A 15,112-nucleotide genomic window follows, 5' to 3' on the forward strand; every position below is an offset into this window, starting at 1 on the left:
CAACGATGAACCAGCGGCCGGGTGCCGGCATCCCATGTCCGAAACACGGAATCGTCGTCTTCACGTCTTGACATGCATGCGTGAGCCGCGGACCATGGATGGATATTTGTCTTGGGCTTTTGCAGCGACTCACGCCGCACCTCGCCTCGTACCCAGCGCTCATGACCGTGGGGCTACACGACTCTGGCCTTGCGCGCGGCGAAGCCTTGCGCGGCGAACCACAACACCTGTCACGGAGAACCTTTGCATGAGAGATAGAATGAAAATACTCAGCGCCCTGTGCGCTGGTCTGGCGAGCGCCCTCGCGGCCTCATGCGGCGCCGATCCCGGCGGCGCGGGCGACGACGGTGACGAGAGCGTGGCGCGCGCCGCGCAGGAACTATCGACCGAAGGACAGGTGTGCACCACCGTCCAGCGCGGCGCCGGACCAGCGGGCGCGGCCGACGTCGTGCTCTGGCAGAACGCGCCGACGTGGAACGACGGCGCGAACGTGGCGCTCAGCTCGGGGACGAGCGCGAGCGGCGGGATCCGGCGCAGCTTGCTCCGGTTCGACCTCTCCGGCCTTCCATCGAACGCCGAGGTCGTGTCGGCGAACCTGTCGCTCTCGCAGATCTACAAGGCGGACACCAGCACGGTCCGCGTCCACCGCGTCACGAGCGCCTGGGCGGAGTCCACCGCGACCTGGGGGAGCTTCGGAGAGTCCTTCGATCCAGCGATCGTCGCGTCGTTCACCGGCGGCGGTGCGGCCGGCGTCCGCTCCTCCGACCTCACCGCGCTCGCGCGCTCGTGGGTGAGCGGCGAGGCCGAGAACCACGGCGTCCTCATCGAGGAAGATCCGGTCGTGAGGAGCGAGTTCAAGAGCAGCGAGCGGCCGGAGATCGCGAGCCGCCCGAAGCTCGACGTCTGCTACGTCACGTGCGACGACGGGATCCAGAACGGCAGCGAGAACGGCGTCGATTGCGGCGGCCCGTGCGCGCCCTGCGGCGGCGCGTCGTTCGAGGGGCCGCCGGGCGGGAGCCCCGTCGACCTCGAGGGCACCGGCGCGACCTATGGCTGGTCGGTCGGTGACCTCGACGAGCTGCCGGAGGCCGTCGCGCGGAAGGGCACGAACGAGCCGTGCACGACCGGCGAGGACTGCCAGTTCGACCAGCACTGCGACAACCCCGCGCAGGGCGCGTGCGCCCACGATCCTTGCGCGACGGGCGACTCGCTGCTGTCGACGTGCAGCGGCTGCGTCACGAAGGTCTGCGACGCCAACCCGAACTGCTGCACGCAGACGGCCGTACCGAGCGATTGCGCGCACGACGCCTGCGTGGCGGCTCCCGGCGCCGCGACCAACATGAACACGACCTGCGGCGACGCGTGCATCGCGACCATCTGCGCGAACCATCCGCGCTGCTGCGACATCACGTGCAGCACGACGGCGCAGTGCGCTGCGATGATCGGCACGGGCAGCACCTGCGTCTTCCCAGGCCGCTGCACCGCGCCCGGCGGCGTATGTCCCCCGGGAACTATCTTGCAAGGCGGCAGGTGCACGGGGGTCTGGAGCGCGACCTGCGCGGGTTATGTCGAAACGGAGTGCGCCCCCAAGACGTGCAGCGGAAGCACGCCACGATGGGACGCGAGCTGCGTCGCCCTGGCCGGGTCGTTGTGCGGCTCCAGCTGCGAGACCGATCCGGGCTGCGCGCACGACAAGTGTTACACCGGCGAGCGGCTGAACGCGGGCTGCAACTCGTGCGTGGCGCAGGTCTGCGATGTGTCGCCGAGCTGCTGCGCGCCGGGCGGTGCGTGGACACAGAGCTGCGTCGATCTCGTGGAGAGCGTCTGCGGAGAGACCTGCCCGGAGCAGGGCAGCTGCAATGCCTACCTGCCGGGCGAGACGAACCCCGAATGCTCCCTCCCGGACCTCACGATCGGCGTGCCCTGCGGCGGGACGATCCCCGTCTGCAACCGCGGCACCACGCAGGCGCCCGCGGGTATCGCCATCCACCGGTATGCTTCCACAGCAAACCAGCTGCCGTCCTCCGCCCCGAGCCGGGTCCTGAACGCGTGCAACCCGACCGGCGGTACCCTCGCGTGCACGACGACGGAGCCGATCGAGCCGGGCGAGTGCATCAGCGTGGCGGGCTGCACCGGCGTCGCCGACGGCATGGAGCTCATCGTGAATCCGCCGGGCGCGGGGCAGATCGCCGAGTGCCAGTGCGGCAACAACGGGAGCGTCTATCAATCGGGCGAGTGCGGGTCGCCCGCCTGCACCGCCACGGCCAGCACCACGCAGGTCAGGCCGGTCACCCTGTTCGTGGCGCTCGATCGATCCACCTCGATGCGGCAGACGCTGTCGGGCGTGGACGTGAGCGCGGATCGATGGATTCCGGCCACGAACGCGCTCAAGTCCTTCTTCCAGGATCCGGCGTCGGCGGGGCTCGGTGTCGCGTTCCGGTTCTGGCCGCTCGACAACCCGGGCCCTTGCAACGACACCCCTTCGTGTCCGCCTGCCGGCGGCGGCGGCTGCGCGCTGCCGCTCGTCCCGTTCAACGGCGCCGCGGCCGACAGGTTGACCGCGGCGTCTGCGGCGATGGGGGACCAGCAAGAGATCAAGCTCCTGCAGGCCTTCCTCAACTTCCCGACGCCCAACGGCGAAACGCCGATGTACCCGGCGCTGGACGGCGCCACGACCTGGGCGAACAACTACAAGGACGCCCATCCCGAGGAGGAGGTCGCGGTCGTTTTCCTCACCGACGGCGTCCCGTCGAGCTGCAACACCATCCCCAACGCCATCGGAAACCTGGCGCGAAACGCCTTCGTGAACCACGGCGTCCGCGTGCACGCGGTGGGCTTCGGCAACTCGAACGCGGAGATCATCAACCTCATCGCGGCTCAAGGCGGAGGACAGGCGTTCAACCTCAGCGCCGGCTCGACGCTGCAAGGGAACCTCCTCGATGCGCTGGTCTCGATCCGCGGAGAGGCGCAGCCCTGCGACGTCGCCGTCCCCCCCGCGGGCGTCTCGGATCCCACGTCGGTGTCCGTCGTCTACGAGAACGCCGCCGGCGTGGAGACGACGCTCACGCCCCGGGCCGGTATCGCCAGCTGCGGCGCGGGGGGCTGGTACTTCGATTCCGGAAACACGAACGTGAAGCTCTGCCCGGAGACCTGCTCCATCGTCCGCGAGAACCCCGGGGGCAAGGTCCAGGTGACCGTCCCGTGCGCTGACGAGACCCTCTCGCCCATCACCACGAGCTGGGAGCGTTACCACGGCGTCTGCCCGCCGGGGACCAAGGCCCGGTGGGAATACCTCACGTACAGCACGACCACGCCGGGCGACTCGAGCGTCGAGTTCTTCGTGCGATCGGCCGACGACACCGCCGATCTCGGCGCAGCGGCCGTGACGCTCGCCGCGACCGCCCACACGACGCCGGCCGATACCCAGGTGTGCGACGACACCTCGACGCCGCCGTGCGCCGTCGATCTCGGCGCGCTGCCTGGGGCGCAAGCCGATTACCTCGAGCTCCAGGTGACGCTGAATCCGACGAGCGACGGCGCCGGCGGAGTCCAGGTGCAGGACTGGGAGATCGGGTATTCGTGTCCTGACGTGGAATGAGCCTGGGCACGTTCGCGATCCCTCCGGTGCCGGCTCACCTCTTCCTGCCCCCACGCTGAGGCGCCGCCGCGCGGCGCGCCCCGTAAACCGCTCGTAGATCCTTCGCGATCTCCCGGAGCCGCGACCGCAGCGCCGCCGGATCGAGCACCTCGACGCCCCTGCCCAGCCCGACGATCTGCGAGATCGCGATCGACTCCCGCTCGAAGTCGACCGTCACGACGCTCGTCCCGTCGCGCCCGCACTGTTCCCGCCCCCACCGCTCGTGCTCGCCGCCGGGCCGGACCCGCCGGAGCGCCTCTTCGCCCTCCCCGGTCACGCGCAACGTCACCACGTAGCTCGCCCTCTGCTCCGCGAACCGCCGGCTCAAGGCCTTCCAGCACGCCGCCAGGTCGAACCCCTCCGGCCTGGCAAACACCGCGTCGAGGAGCCGCGCGCCCGCCACCCGCGCTCCGCGGAAGATGCTCGGCCCCCGCTCCGTCCCGGCGACGAGATACCAGCGGTCGGCCTTGATCACGAGCCCATACGGCTCCACCACCCGCTCGCTCGCCTCCCCGTCGAAGTCCCTGTACGCGAGCCACACCTTGCGATCCTGCCAGACCCCCTCCCGCAGGACGTCGAGGTGCGGCACCACCTCCCTGCCCTGGAACCACCCCGACGCGTCCACGTGGAGCCGCTGCCGCGCGTGCTCGGCCAGCGACCGGTGCACGGCCGGCAGCGCCGCCGACAGCTTGATCAGCCCGCTCTCCAGCGCCGCCGAGAGCCCGATGTCGGCCAGCGCCCCGGGCGCGGCGACCGCCGCGAGCGCCTGCACCTCGGGCTGCGTCAGCCCGGTCAGGCTCGTCTGCCACCCCTCCGCCAGCGCGATCCCGCCGCTCGGGCCGCGCTGCGCATAGACGGGCACGCCCGCGGACGACAGCGCGTCGAGGTCTCGGTAGATCGTCCGCGCCGAGACCTCCAGGCGGCGCGCCAGGTCCTCGGCCGTCAGCTGCCGGCTCTTCGCCCGCTGGAGGAGCAACATCAAGCTGAGCAGCCGATCCGCGCGCATGACCGTCCGTGGCTCCCGACCCCGAAATGACCTGCTCGAGAGGCTACGCGCAATTCATGACAGGAGACGTCAGGAATTGTCCCGTAGCGTCGCAGGACGATCGGAGCAGGCCGGAATGCAAGGGCGCGCGCGTCGCAGGAGCCCGCGCGCCCGCCGAGCCGCCGGTCCCCAAGGAGGAGACACGATATGAGACCGCTCGAAGGACAGATCGCCCTCGTCGCCGGAGCCACGCGCGGCGCGGGGCGCGCCATCGCATGCTCGCTCGGCGAGGCCGGCGCCACGGTCTATTGCACAGGACGCAGCGTCCGTGGCCGGCCCGCCACCGGCCAGCGCCCCGAGACCATCGAGGAGACCGCCGAGCTCGTGGGCGCGGCGGGAGGGCGCGGCGTCGCCGCGCAGGTCGACCACACCGTCGACGAGCAGGTCGAGGCGCTCTGCGCCCGGATCCGGCAGGAGCAAGGCAGGCTCGACGTCCTGGTCAACGATGTGTGGGGCGGCGATGAGCTCACCGAGTTCGGCCAGCCGTTCTGGAAGCTCTCCCTGCCCAGCGGGAAGGTCCTGCTCGAGCGGGCCGTCACCTCGCACATCATCACGAGCCGCCACGCGGTGCCGCTCATGCTCGAGCGCGATCGCGGCCTCATCGTCGAGATCACCGACGGCGACCACTTCGGCTACCGCGGCAACCTCTTCTACGACCTGGCGAAGATGTCGGTCATCCGCCTGGCCTTCGCCATGGCCTGGGAGCTGCGCCGCCACCCCGCCATGACGGCGCTCGCGGTGACGCCCGGCTTCCTGCGCTCGGAGGCCATGCTCGACCACTTCGGCGTCACCGAGGCGAACTGGCGAGACGCCGCCGAGAAGGACCCGCACTTCATCGAATCGGAGACGCCGTTCTACGTCGGCCGCGCCGTCGCGGCGCTCGCCGCCGATCCGCGCGTCGCGACGAAGGCCGGCCGCGTGTTCAGCTCGTGGGATCTCGCGAGGGAGTACGGGTTCACCGACGCCGACGGCCGGAGGCCCCACTGGGGCGAGTACTTCGAGCGGCACCTCGGCCGGTACAACAGAGCCGGCGAGGCGGCCTACGCGAGCTGGTTCAACGGCCCGATGGAGCTCGCGTGCCCCGACTGGCCCAGGGAGTGAACGGCGCGGCGGCCGCAGGGGCGGCGCGGCCGCCTCAGTGGGCGTAGGGCTCGCCGCGCAGCAGGGTCATCGCGCGGTAGAGCTGCTCGATCAGCACGAGCCGCGCGAGGCGGTGCGGGAACGTGAGCGGCGACAGGCTCCACCGGTCGTCCGCCGCTGCGGACACGTCGGGCGGCAGCCCGTCCGCGCCCCCGATCAGGAACGCCACGACCCCCTTGCCGCGCGAGCCCCAGCGCTCGACGCCGGCCGCGAACGCCTCGCTGCCGAGCGCCTTGCCGCCCACCTCCATGGCGATGACGTTCGCCCCCGCCGACGCGCGCGCAAGGAGCGGCCCGACCTTCGCCGGCGGGCCGTCCTGGATCTCGATCTCGTCGCACGCCACGTAGCGGCGGATGCGGCCGAGGTACTCGTCCATCGCCGCGCGCAGCGGCTTGTCTTTCACGCGCCCCACGGCGGCGACGACGAGTCGCACGGCGCCCTCAGCTCGGATCGAACCGCGGGGCGGGCTGCGCCCCCGGCGGCAGGCTCTCCTCCGGGACCGGGACGCGCCCCGCGTCGATCCAGAGCCCCTCGATGTCGTAGAGGCGGCGCGTCTCCTCCTGGAACACGTGCACCACCACGTCGCCGAAATCGATGAGCACCCAGGTCGCCGCGGCGAGGCCCTCCATCGAGAGCGGCGCGAGCTTCTGCTTGCGCACCGCCTCCTCCAGCCCCGTCGCGATCGCGTGGACGTGCCTGTCGGAGCGGCCGGTCATGATCACGAGGTAGTCCGCGTAGTCGACGCGCCCCACGACCTCCAGGATCTCGACGCCGATCGCCTTCTTGTCGAGCCCCGCCGCGGCCAGCGTCAGCGCGAGCTCACGCGCGGGGGCCGAAGGCTCGGGGACGGGCGGCGGCGTGCTCCGGCGCGAGCCGGCGCGCTTCGGGCCCGCGAGCGGCGACTTGGCGCGCGCCGGCGACCGCCCCGCGAGCGGCAGCACCGCCTTCGCGCCGCCCTCGCCGCCGCCACGCGCGACCCGCGGGGCCGGCGCGTCGCCGTCGTCGCGCGCCGGACGCCGCGCCCTCGAGGCCGGCCGATCCGCCGGGATCGGCCGCGCGGCGCGCTCCAGCGGCTCCGCCTCGCCGGCCGCGCGGCGCGCGCGGACCACCTTCTTCGCGCCGGGCTCGGCGACGCCCGCGTGGGAGGCGCGGATCCGGGGCGACGCCGGCCGCTTCGTCTTCGCGGCGGACGACGCTCGACCGGCCGCGCCCGCCTTGGCCGTGGTCGCCTTCTTCCGCGCCGGCGCGCGCGGCTCCGCGCCCTCGCTCGCCGAAGGCCCCGACTTCGCCCGCGGCTTCCTGCTCCCCTCGCCTGCGTCCTTCTTGCTCGCCAACGTTCTCTCGCTTTCTTGCGCCCGGTCGATGACCGGCGCCACTCGTCTCGCCCGCGTCAGCGGGTCTGGCCCTCGCCGTACGCGATCCACTTGAGCGTCGTCAGGCTCGCGAGCCCCATCGGGCCGTAGGCGTGGAGCTTCGTCGTGGAGATGCCGATCTCCGCGCCGAGGCCGAGCTCGCCGCCATCGTTGAACCGGGACGACGCGTTCACGAGCACGCAGCTCGCGTCGACCTCGCGCAGGAACCGCTGCGCGTTGTCGTAGCGGGGCGTGCAGATCACCTCGGTGTGCATCGAGCCGTAGCGGCCGATGTGCTCGATCGCCTCGTCGAGCGACCTCACGACCCGGACCGCGAGGATGGGCGCGAGGAACTCCCGCCCGTAGTCGTCCTCCGCGGCCTTGCGCGCCGACGGCACGAGCGCGCAGGTGGCGGCGTCGCCGCGCAGCTCGAGCCCGCGCTCCGAGAGGGCGGCCACGCGCCCGAGCAGCGGCGCGGCGACGCTCTCGTGGACGAGCAGGCACTCCAGCGCGTTGCAGACGCCGGGGCGCTGGAGCTTGCCGTTGTCGACGAGGCGGTAAGCCATCTCGACGTCGCAGCCGGCGTCGGCATAGAGGTGGTTCACGCCCTTGTAGTGCTGGATCACGGGGACGCGCGCGTTCTCGGCCACGAACCGGATGAGCCCCTCGCCGCCGCGCGGGATGGCCAGATCGATCATGCCGGTCAGCCCGAGCAGGACCCGCGTGGCCTCGCGGTCGAGCGAGGGGACCCTCTGCACGGCGTCGGCCGGCAGCCCGACCGAGCGCAGCGCGTCCGAGATCAGCTCGCCGAGGGCCGCGTTCGAGCGCGCCGCCTCCTTGCCGCCCCGGAGGATCGCGGCGTTGCCGCTCTTCAGGCAGAGCACGGCGGCGTCGACGGTCACGTTGGGGCGCGACTCGTAGATCATCGCGATCACGCCGAGCGGGACGCGCACCTGCCCGACGAGGAGCCCGTTCGGCCGCCGCTCCATCCCGACGACTTGCCCGACCGGATCGCTGGCGGCGGCGACCTCGAGCACCGCCCCGGCGATCGCCGCGAGCCGCGCCTCGTCGAGCACGAGCCGGTCGACGAGCGCCTCGGACACGCCGGCGGCGCGCGCCGCGGCCACGTCCTCGGCGTTCGCGACCAGCACCGGGGAGCGCTTGCCCTCGCCGGCCTCGGCGCGCAGCCGCTCGGCGATGGCGCGCAGCGCGCGGTCCTTCTGGGCCCGGTCCAGCGGGGCGAGGGCGCGGGCAGCCGTCCGGGCGCGCTGGCAGAGCGCGCGAAGCGTGCCCTCTAGATCGATGTTGCTCTGTTCCACAGCGGGAACCTAGCTCGCCTCCCTGCGCGGGCCAACCGTTCTCCTGCGCGTCCATGCTAGCGTACCCGCCGTGTCCGGCGATCTCCGAAGCTCGAGCCAGGCGTCGTTCGCACCCCGCTCCCGAGACGCCCGCCGCGCCCCCACGGGGAGCGCCGCTGCCCGCCCGCGGCGCGGCGCGGCGCTGCTCGCGGGGGCGCTCCTCGCCGTGATCGCGCCGGCGTGCCGCGGCTCGGACGCAGGCGCGGACGCGCCCGCCACGGCGAGCACGGGCATCCCCCTCGCGGCGCCGGGCGCGCTGGGGGCGCCGCTCGACGCGCCGCCGGCGGCCCCCTCCGTCCCCTCCTCGCCGTTCGCCGATCCGGAGGGGCTCCAGGTCCCGCCCGATCCCGCCGGCCCTCCCGAAATACCGCCGTATCGTGCTCCTCCCGGGAACACCGGGGGGAGCGGAGTGGAGCTATGAAACGCGCCCGCAACGCCTCGCCGATCGCCGCGCTCGCCGCGATCCTCGCCGCGCACCTCGCCGCTGCGTGCTCCTCCGCCGCGCCGAAGCCGCTCCCGCCCGGTCCGCCGCCCGAGTACGAGCGCCCGCGCGCGTACGACGGAGGCGTCGGCGACGCGCCGGCCGCGCCGCCGGATGAGCCGGACGCGCCCGACGCGACGCCGGGCGCGCCGCTGCTCGCCCCGTCGCCGGGCGCGCCGCCCGCGTCCACGCAGCCGCCGCCCACCACGCCGCCGCCGCCGCCCACGCAGCCGTAGCGCCGGGCGCCGCGAGCGGGCGTGCGGCGAGCGCCTCGGCCGCGCGACTCTGGCGGATCCAACCCCGCCATGCTAGCGGCAGCCATGCTCTCACCCCGGCGGGACTTCGTCGTCATCCTCGATTTCGGCTCTCAGTACACGCAGCTCATCGCCCGGCGCGTGCGCGAGTCTGGCGTCTACTGCGAGATCCACCGCTTCGACGTGCCCGTCGCCGAGCTGCGCCGGCTCGCCCCGCGGGCGCTCATCCTCTCGGGCGGCCCCGCCAGCGTGTACGGAGACAACGCGCCCCGCTGTTCCCGCGAGGTGCTGGAGCTCGGCGTCCCGACGCTGGGCATCTGCTACGGGCTCCAGCTCATGGCGTATCACCTCGGCGGCAAGGTCGAGCGCGCGCACACGGGGGGCGAGTACGGCCCCGCGGCGGTGCGCGTCGAGCGCCCGACGGGCATCTTCTCGCGCTTCGCCGAGGGCGACTCCATCGACGTGTGGATGAGCCACGGCGATCGGCTCACCGCGATGCCGGAGGGGTTCGTGTCGCTCGGCATCACGGCCGGCAGCCCGCTCTGCGCCGTCGCCCGCGAGCGCGACAAGCTCTACGGCCTCCAGTTCCACCCCGAGGTCGTCCACACGCCGCGCGGCAAGGAGATCCTCCAGTCCTTCCTGTTCGACGTCGCCGGCCTCTCGCCGACCTGGACGCCCGCGTCGTTCGTCGAGGAGGCGATCGCCGCGGTCCGCGAGAAGGCCGGGCCGAGCGACCGCGTCATCCTGGGCCTCTCGGGCGGGGTCGACTCGTCGGTCGCCGCCGTGCTCTGCCAGCGCGCCCTCGGCGACCGGCTGACGTGCATCTTCGTCGACAACGGCCTGCTTCGCGAGGGCGAGGCGGAGAGCGTCGAGCGGACCTTTCGCGGCCACTTCCACCTGAACCTCGACGCCGTCGACGCGTCGGCGCGGTTCCTCGAGGGGCTGCGCGGCGTCGTGGATCCCGAGCAGAAGCGCAAGGTGATCGGCCGCATCTTCATCGAGGTGTTCGAGGAGGAGGCGAAGCGGGTCCAGGGCGCGAAGTGGCTCGTCCAGGGCACGCTCTACCCCGACGTGATCGAGAGCGTCTCGTTCAAGGGGCCGAGCGCCGTCATCAAGAGCCACCACAACGTCGGCGGCCTGCCCGAGCGGATGAACCTCGGCCTGATCGAGCCCCTGCGGGAGCTCTTCAAGGACGAGGTGCGGGCCGCCGGCGAGGCGCTCGGCATGCCGCGGGACATCCTGTACCGCCAGCCGTTCCCCGGCCCGGGGCTCGCGGTGCGGTGCCTCGGCGAGGTGACGCCGGAGAAGCTCCGCGTGCTCAGGGCGGCCGACGCCATCTTCGACCAGGAGATCCGCGCCGCCGGGCTCTACGAGTCGCTCTGGCAGAGCTTCTGCGTGCTCCTCCCGGTGCGCTCCGTGGGCGTGATGGGCGACGAGCGCACCTACGACGAGGCGATCGCGCTCCGCGCGGTGCACTCGACCGACGGGATGACGGCCGACTGGGCGCGGCTGCCCTACGACCTCATCGCCCGGGTCAGCTCGCGCATCATCAACGAGGTGCGCGGCGTGAACCGCGTTGTGCTCGACGTGTCCTCGAAGCCGCCCTCGACGATCGAGTGGGAGTGACGATGGCCAGCGCGAGCGCGAAGCGGACGCGCGCCACGGCGGCGCTCCTGATGCTCGGGCTGTCGGCGTGCGTCGCGCGGGCTCCGGCGACGGTCTCGCTGCGGGTGAAGGGGAACGTGCCCGACGCGTCGGTCACCATCGACGATCAGTACATCGGCGCGCTCGCTTACGTCGCCGCCCACGGCGTCGCGCTGCCGCCCGGCGCGCACCGGATCACCGTGGAGAAGGCCGGCTACTTCGCCTGGGACCGGCTGGTCGAGGCCAGGAGCGGCGCCCCGCCGATCCACCTCCAGGTGCAGCTCACGCCCGTGCCGGATTGACGATCTCGCTGGGCCGGCGCCGGCCGGCCCTGGCGCAGCCGCACCCTCACCGGGGCGCACGCGCGAGAGCACAGGACGAAATCATCTCCACGCGGTCTCCGTAATCCATGGGGTGGATGCACGCGGCATCCATACCGATCTCCACTTTACGGGGGACCGAATCATGCCGAATCGGAGCAGTCCGAAGGCGCGCGTGACGAAGACGCGCGCGCCTTCGATGAACAAATCAGCTCGGCGCGCCCGCCGGTGCGCCACCCTCGAGGTGTGCGGCCCCGAGAGCTGTCGTCCGGGAGGCCGCCTGTTTCACGCCCTGTGCGATCTCGCCGATCGCTTCCTGCAACGCCGGGGAGATCCGCGGGCGATGCAGCTGGGCACCGTGCTGTTTTATGTCGCGTTCCACAGCGCTCGAGCCGCCGAGGACGACGACTTCCGCCTCTCCCTCCGGACCTCTCTGGACATGCTCGTGGAGCTCGAGCCGGTCGAGCGCTGGCTCCGGCCGCCGCCGGCGTTCGATGTGCCATCCGGACGGCCTGCGCCGCGCCCCTACCCCACCTGCGCCGGCGCGGAGATCCCGGCGCCACGAGGCTCCGGATGACGCCGCCGCGCTCCTCGCCGTCCGCGCCGCCGTCAGCGCCGCCGTCCGCGCCGGCGCGCCCGTCGTTCGAGACGGTCTACGCCGTGGGCTTGCCGTTCCTTCATCACGCGCTCCGCTGGCTGGGTGTCTCGGTGAACGATCTGGACGACATGCTCCAGGAGGTCTTCCTCGCGGCCTATCGTGGCCTGGCCAGCTACGAGCCATGGCGCTTCCACGCGGCCCCTGCGGGCGGGCTCGCCGCGGCAGGACCGCCACCCCTTCGCATCACGCCCGAGGCGGCGCTGCATCGATGGCTGTTCGGCATCGCATGGAGAAAGACGAGCCACTATCACGCGCGCGCTCACCGTCGTCGCGAGATCCCCTCCGGGGCCGGCGTGTCCTGGCCGTTCGACGGGCGCGCCCCGGCGCCGACGCCCGAGCAGTCGCTTGCGGGCGCGGACCGCGCCGAGATCGTGACGGCGCTGCTCCTGAAGATCGCGCCCGAGCGGCGCGTGATCCTCGTCATGTACGATCTCCTCGGCGTCGCGGTTGCCGACATCGCCGGCGAGCTCTCGCTCAACGAGAACACGGTCCGCTCCCGCCTGCGCCTCGCTCGCGAGGACTTCCGCGCCGCCGTCGCGCGCCAGTCGGCCGAGCGCCGCAGCGCCCTGTGCGCCCTCACCGCGTCGGAGCGCCCCCTCCACACGAGCGCCGCAACCATGCTCCACACCGTGCGCGCGTTCCCTCCCGTCTCCGCGCCCGCTGCACGCGCGCTCTGGCGCCGCCTCCAGCAGCGGATCGACGAGCGCGCTGCCATTGCCAGGACCGCCCCGCCGGCCCCGTGGTAAGGACCAGCGAGCCAGCGCCACCAACGCACGAACGATAGGGACAGAACACAACACACACGGCGCCGCACACACCCACGCGACCACGCGACGGCAGACGACAGAGACGTCACAGACGTCACAGACGTCACAGACGGCAAGACGAGAACGAAAAATACGAAGCGGGCGAACCCACTGACAGCTTGACGCCCCCGCACGTTTGTGTAGTCTCCGCCGCCCTCGCAGAGAAAGTCCTACGATCATGGCCAATACTCCGAAGTGGAATGTCCGTCTGCGTCACGAATGGCTCGCCACCCCGCTCAAGAAGAAGCGCCTGAAGCGCTGCCAGAAGGCGCGGATCGGCCTGCTCGATGCGGAGCAGCGCAAGGCTGCCAAGCAGAAGCCCGTCCAGGTCGAGCAGCCCGCGAGCTGACCGGCTGACCACCGTTACGCACCGCGCGACATTTGCCAGCCCGGCCGCGCGAACACCTCGACATCACGTGCCGATCGCGGTTCCGCAGGTCGGCGCCCTCGCGCGGCGCGATCCGTGGTAGCGTCGCCTCGCGGTGTTCGCCCGCGCGTTGGCGACGACTCGTCGATCCTCGCCTCTGGTGAGGTTCGACCCGGATCCATGGGAGCGAGGCCCTGAGCGTGTCGGATTCGAGCTTTTCGCCCGGTCGCTCGGGCACCCCTGCCGTGCCTTCGTCTCGCTCCGCAGGCGAGGAGGGCGACGGACCCACCCGCGTCATGAGCGACACGGAGCGGCAGGCCGCGCTTGCCGCCGTGCGCGGAGCGCAGGCCGCGGCCGCCGCCGCTGCGGTCACCTCCACGACCGCGGAGACGGTTCGCCCTCCGCCTCCCCCGCCCCCCGCGGGGGGCCCCCCTCCCTCCGCGTCGGGCGCGGCGGCGCACGAGCTGGCCGCCGAGACGGTCCGCCCCGCTGCGCTCCCCAAGGGGCTCGCAGCGGCGGCTGCGCACGACGCGACAGCCGACACGGTCCGTCCACCCGCTCCTCCCACGGGGAGCGCGGCGAGCCCTGCAGAGAGCGCGGCGGACGGCCAGCCGGCGGAGGCGGACCCGCTCGTCGGCACCACGGTGGCGGGCGCGTACCGCGTCATCCGCCTGCTCGGCGAAGGCGGCATGGGCCGCGTCTACGAGACGCACCACACCCGCATCCCGGGCAAGCGGTTCGCGCTGAAGACGCTCCACCCCGAGCTCGCCCAGCAGCCCACCGTCCTCGCGCGGTTCCAGCGCGAGGCCGAAGCCGCAGCGTCGATCCGGAGCCCGCACGTCGTCGAGATCTTCGACGTGAACCGGCTGAGCGACGGCCGGCCGTGCATCATCGCCGAGTACCTGGATGGCAAGGGCCTCGACGAGCTCCTCGCAGGGTCGGGAGGGCGGCTGCCTGCCGGCGCCGCGGTGCGGATCGCGCGCGAGGTGTGCGACGGCATCGCGGCCGCGCACGCCGCGGGCATCGTGCACCGGGACATCAAGCCGGAGAACATCTTCCTCACGGGCGACCCTGCGAGTCCGACCGTCAAGGTCCTCGATTTCGGGATCTCGAAGACCTCCGCGCCGTCCACGCTCACGAGGACCGGCATGGTGCTCGGAACGCCGGCGTACATGGCCCCGGAGCAGGCGAAGGGGGACGAGATCGACCCTCGAGCCGACATCTACGCCGTGGGGGCGGTCCTCTACCACGCGCTCACCGGGCAGCGCCCCTTCGAGCGCAGCGATCCGACGGCAGTGCTCCTCGCGGTCATGACGGAGGAGCCGCCGCCTCCGCGATCGCTGAACCCGGACATCCCGCCGGGCCTGGAGGCCGTCGTCCAGCGCGCCATGGCGAAGCAGAGAGAGGACCGCCACGCCTCGATGGGCGAGCTCGCCGGCGAGCTCGCGCCCTACGAGGAAGCGGCCGCACCCGGGCCGCCCAGCGCTCGCGCGTCGCTCGCGCGCGCGTCCGTCGCGCTCGGGCGGCCTTACGCGCTCTCGCACGCCTTCGGCCTGCCCGGCTCGGCCTCGTCCGAGGCGTACCTGACGCGGCAGATGGTCTTCCTCGCGGTGAGCCTCGGCCTCGGGTGGCTCGGCGCGGGCCTCGTCAGCTGCCTCGCCGGCTTCGCGCGCGCGGCGCGCGGCGACGCCGCCGCGCTGTCGGGCCAGGGCGCCACCCTGCTCACGCTCGGGATCCTGTGCGCCCTGTTCGGCGTCGGGCTTCTCGGCGGCTTCTTTATCTTTCGCCGTGTCTGGCGGGACGACGCCCGGATGAGCGCGCTCGCGCCTCGGCTCACGACGCCCGTCGTGCTCGCCCTCGTGGCCTACGGGACCGCGTCGCTGCTCGTGCGGCTCGTCGAGGCCGTGCTCCTCCAGCGCGCCATCGGCATCGCATGGCCGGTCTGGGACGCGCTGCTCTTCCTCATCAGCGTGCTCGCCGCGGGCGCTGCCGCCCTGTTCCAGTGGCGAGGACAGCGGCGATGAGCCCGCGGCCAGGCCGCCGGACGCGG

General features: G+C 72.7%; 14 protein-coding genes. 10 read left to right on the forward strand and 4 right to left on the reverse strand.

Annotated features, from left to right (window positions below; all coding sequences use genetic code 11):
- Window positions 1-259: 259 nt before the first annotated feature.
- Window positions 260-3,598 (forward strand): DNRLRE domain-containing protein, encoded by a 3,339-nt coding sequence (locus WMF45_RS20795; RefSeq protein WP_437718620.1) that lies wholly within the window; start codon window positions 260-262, stop codon window positions 3,596-3,598.
- Between the two features lie 34 nt (window positions 3,599-3,632).
- Here the strand turns inward: WMF45_RS20795 and WMF45_RS20800 are convergent, their stop codons facing one another.
- Window positions 3,633-4,643, reverse strand: coding sequence for a helix-turn-helix transcriptional regulator (locus tag WMF45_RS20800; protein WP_437718621.1), 1,011 nt, complete (start codon window positions 4,641-4,643; stop codon window positions 3,633-3,635).
- A 186-nt stretch (window positions 4,644-4,829) separates the two neighbouring features.
- Here WMF45_RS20800 and WMF45_RS20805 point away from each other — a divergent pair, with 186 nt between their 5' ends.
- Window positions 4,830-5,783 (forward strand): SDR family oxidoreductase, encoded by a 954-nt coding sequence (locus WMF45_RS20805; protein ID WP_437718622.1) that lies wholly within the window; start codon window positions 4,830-4,832, stop codon window positions 5,781-5,783.
- Window positions 5,784-5,817: 34 nt separating this feature from the next.
- Here WMF45_RS20805 and WMF45_RS20810 read toward each other — a convergent pair whose 3' ends face one another.
- The 3 genes from WMF45_RS20810 to WMF45_RS20820 are packed head-to-tail and all read right to left on the reverse strand — an operon-like array spanning window position 5,818 to window position 8,493.
- Window positions 5,818-6,255 (reverse strand): 23S rRNA (pseudouridine(1915)-N(3))-methyltransferase RlmH, encoded by a 438-nt coding sequence (locus tag WMF45_RS20810; protein ID WP_437718623.1) that lies wholly within the window; start codon window positions 6,253-6,255, stop codon window positions 5,818-5,820.
- Window positions 6,256-6,262: 7 nt separating this feature from the next.
- A complete protein-coding gene (gene rsfS / locus WMF45_RS20815; RefSeq protein ID WP_437718624.1) occupies window positions 6,263-7,156 on the reverse strand; it encodes a ribosome silencing factor in 894 nt (297 codons plus the stop codon).
- A gap of 56 nt (window positions 7,157-7,212) precedes the next feature.
- Complete coding sequence (locus WMF45_RS20820) at window positions 7,213-8,493, reverse strand: glutamate-5-semialdehyde dehydrogenase (RefSeq protein ID WP_437718625.1); 1,281 nt, start codon at window positions 8,491-8,493, stop codon at window positions 7,213-7,215.
- Between the two features lie 70 nt (window positions 8,494-8,563).
- On the opposite strand from WMF45_RS20820, the gene WMF45_RS20825 reads away from it, so the two are divergent.
- From WMF45_RS20825 to WMF45_RS20860, 8 genes are all read left to right on the forward strand, one after another.
- Entirely contained in the window at window positions 8,564-8,953 is a 390-nt protein-coding gene (locus WMF45_RS20825; protein WP_437718626.1) for a hypothetical protein, read from the forward strand.
- The gene (locus tag WMF45_RS20830; protein WP_437718627.1) at window positions 8,950-9,249 is read left to right on the forward strand and encodes a hypothetical protein; all 300 of its coding nucleotides are present in this window, start codon (window positions 8,950-8,952) and stop codon (window positions 9,247-9,249) included. The genes WMF45_RS20825 and WMF45_RS20830 overlap by 4 nt, the downstream gene beginning before the upstream one ends.
- A gap of 69 nt (window positions 9,250-9,318) precedes the next feature.
- Window positions 9,319-10,893 (forward strand): glutamine-hydrolyzing GMP synthase, encoded by a 1,575-nt coding sequence (gene guaA / locus WMF45_RS20835; RefSeq protein WP_437718628.1) that lies wholly within the window; start codon window positions 9,319-9,321, stop codon window positions 10,891-10,893.
- Window positions 10,894-10,895: 2 nt separating this feature from the next.
- Complete coding sequence (locus WMF45_RS20840) at window positions 10,896-11,213, forward strand: PEGA domain-containing protein (protein WP_437300722.1); 318 nt, start codon at window positions 10,896-10,898, stop codon at window positions 11,211-11,213.
- Window positions 11,214-11,430: 217 nt separating this feature from the next.
- On the forward strand, window positions 11,431-11,808 hold the full coding sequence (locus WMF45_RS20845; RefSeq protein ID WP_437554044.1) for a hypothetical protein: 378 nt from the start codon (window positions 11,431-11,433) through the stop codon (window positions 11,806-11,808).
- The gene (locus WMF45_RS20850; RefSeq protein WP_437718629.1) at window positions 11,805-12,635 is read left to right on the forward strand and encodes an RNA polymerase sigma factor; all 831 of its coding nucleotides are present in this window, start codon (window positions 11,805-11,807) and stop codon (window positions 12,633-12,635) included. The genes WMF45_RS20845 and WMF45_RS20850 overlap by 4 nt, the downstream gene beginning before the upstream one ends.
- 238 nt (window positions 12,636-12,873) lie before the next feature.
- Window positions 12,874-13,044, forward strand: a complete 171-nt coding sequence (locus WMF45_RS20855; protein WP_012236312.1) for a hypothetical protein — start codon at window positions 12,874-12,876, stop codon at window positions 13,042-13,044.
- A 314-nt stretch (window positions 13,045-13,358) separates the two neighbouring features.
- On the forward strand, window positions 13,359-15,086 hold the full coding sequence (locus WMF45_RS20860; protein ID WP_437718630.1) for a serine/threonine-protein kinase: 1,728 nt from the start codon (window positions 13,359-13,361) through the stop codon (window positions 15,084-15,086).
- Window positions 15,087-15,112 lie beyond the last annotated feature (26 nt).

The organism is Sorangium sp. So ce448 (genome assembly GCF_051520915.1).
In the GTDB taxonomy this organism is placed as follows: domain Bacteria; phylum Myxococcota_A; class Polyangia; order Polyangiales; family Polyangiaceae; genus Sorangium; species Sorangium cellulosum_B.

Bases quoted from the DNA above. Each gene is read 5' to 3' on its own strand.
- WMF45_RS20860 (WP_437718630.1), top strand. From the start codon at position 13,359: ATGAGCGACACGGAGCGGCAGGCCGCGCTTGCCGCCGTGCGCGGAGCG.
- WMF45_RS20850 (WP_437718629.1), top strand. From the start codon at position 11,805: ATGACGCCGCCGCGCTCCTCGCCGTCCGCGCCGCCGTCAGCGCCGCCG.
- WMF45_RS20830 (WP_437718627.1), top strand. From the start codon at position 8,950: ATGAAACGCGCCCGCAACGCCTCGCCGATCGCCGCGCTCGCCGCGATC.
- WMF45_RS20805 (WP_437718622.1), top strand. From the start codon at position 4,830: ATGAGACCGCTCGAAGGACAGATCGCCCTCGTCGCCGGAGCCACGCGC.
- guaA (WP_437718628.1), top strand. From the start codon at position 9,319: ATGCTAGCGGCAGCCATGCTCTCACCCCGGCGGGACTTCGTCGTCATC.
- WMF45_RS20855 (WP_012236312.1), top strand. From the start codon at position 12,874: ATGGCCAATACTCCGAAGTGGAATGTCCGTCTGCGTCACGAATGGCTC.
- WMF45_RS20845 (WP_437554044.1), top strand. From the start codon at position 11,431: ATGAACAAATCAGCTCGGCGCGCCCGCCGGTGCGCCACCCTCGAGGTG.
- WMF45_RS20840 (WP_437300722.1), top strand. From the start codon at position 10,896: ATGGCCAGCGCGAGCGCGAAGCGGACGCGCGCCACGGCGGCGCTCCTG.
- WMF45_RS20800 (WP_437718621.1), bottom strand. From the start codon at position 4,643: ATGCGCGCGGATCGGCTGCTCAGCTTGATGTTGCTCCTCCAGCGGGCG.
- WMF45_RS20795 (WP_437718620.1), top strand. From the start codon at position 260: ATGAAAATACTCAGCGCCCTGTGCGCTGGTCTGGCGAGCGCCCTCGCG.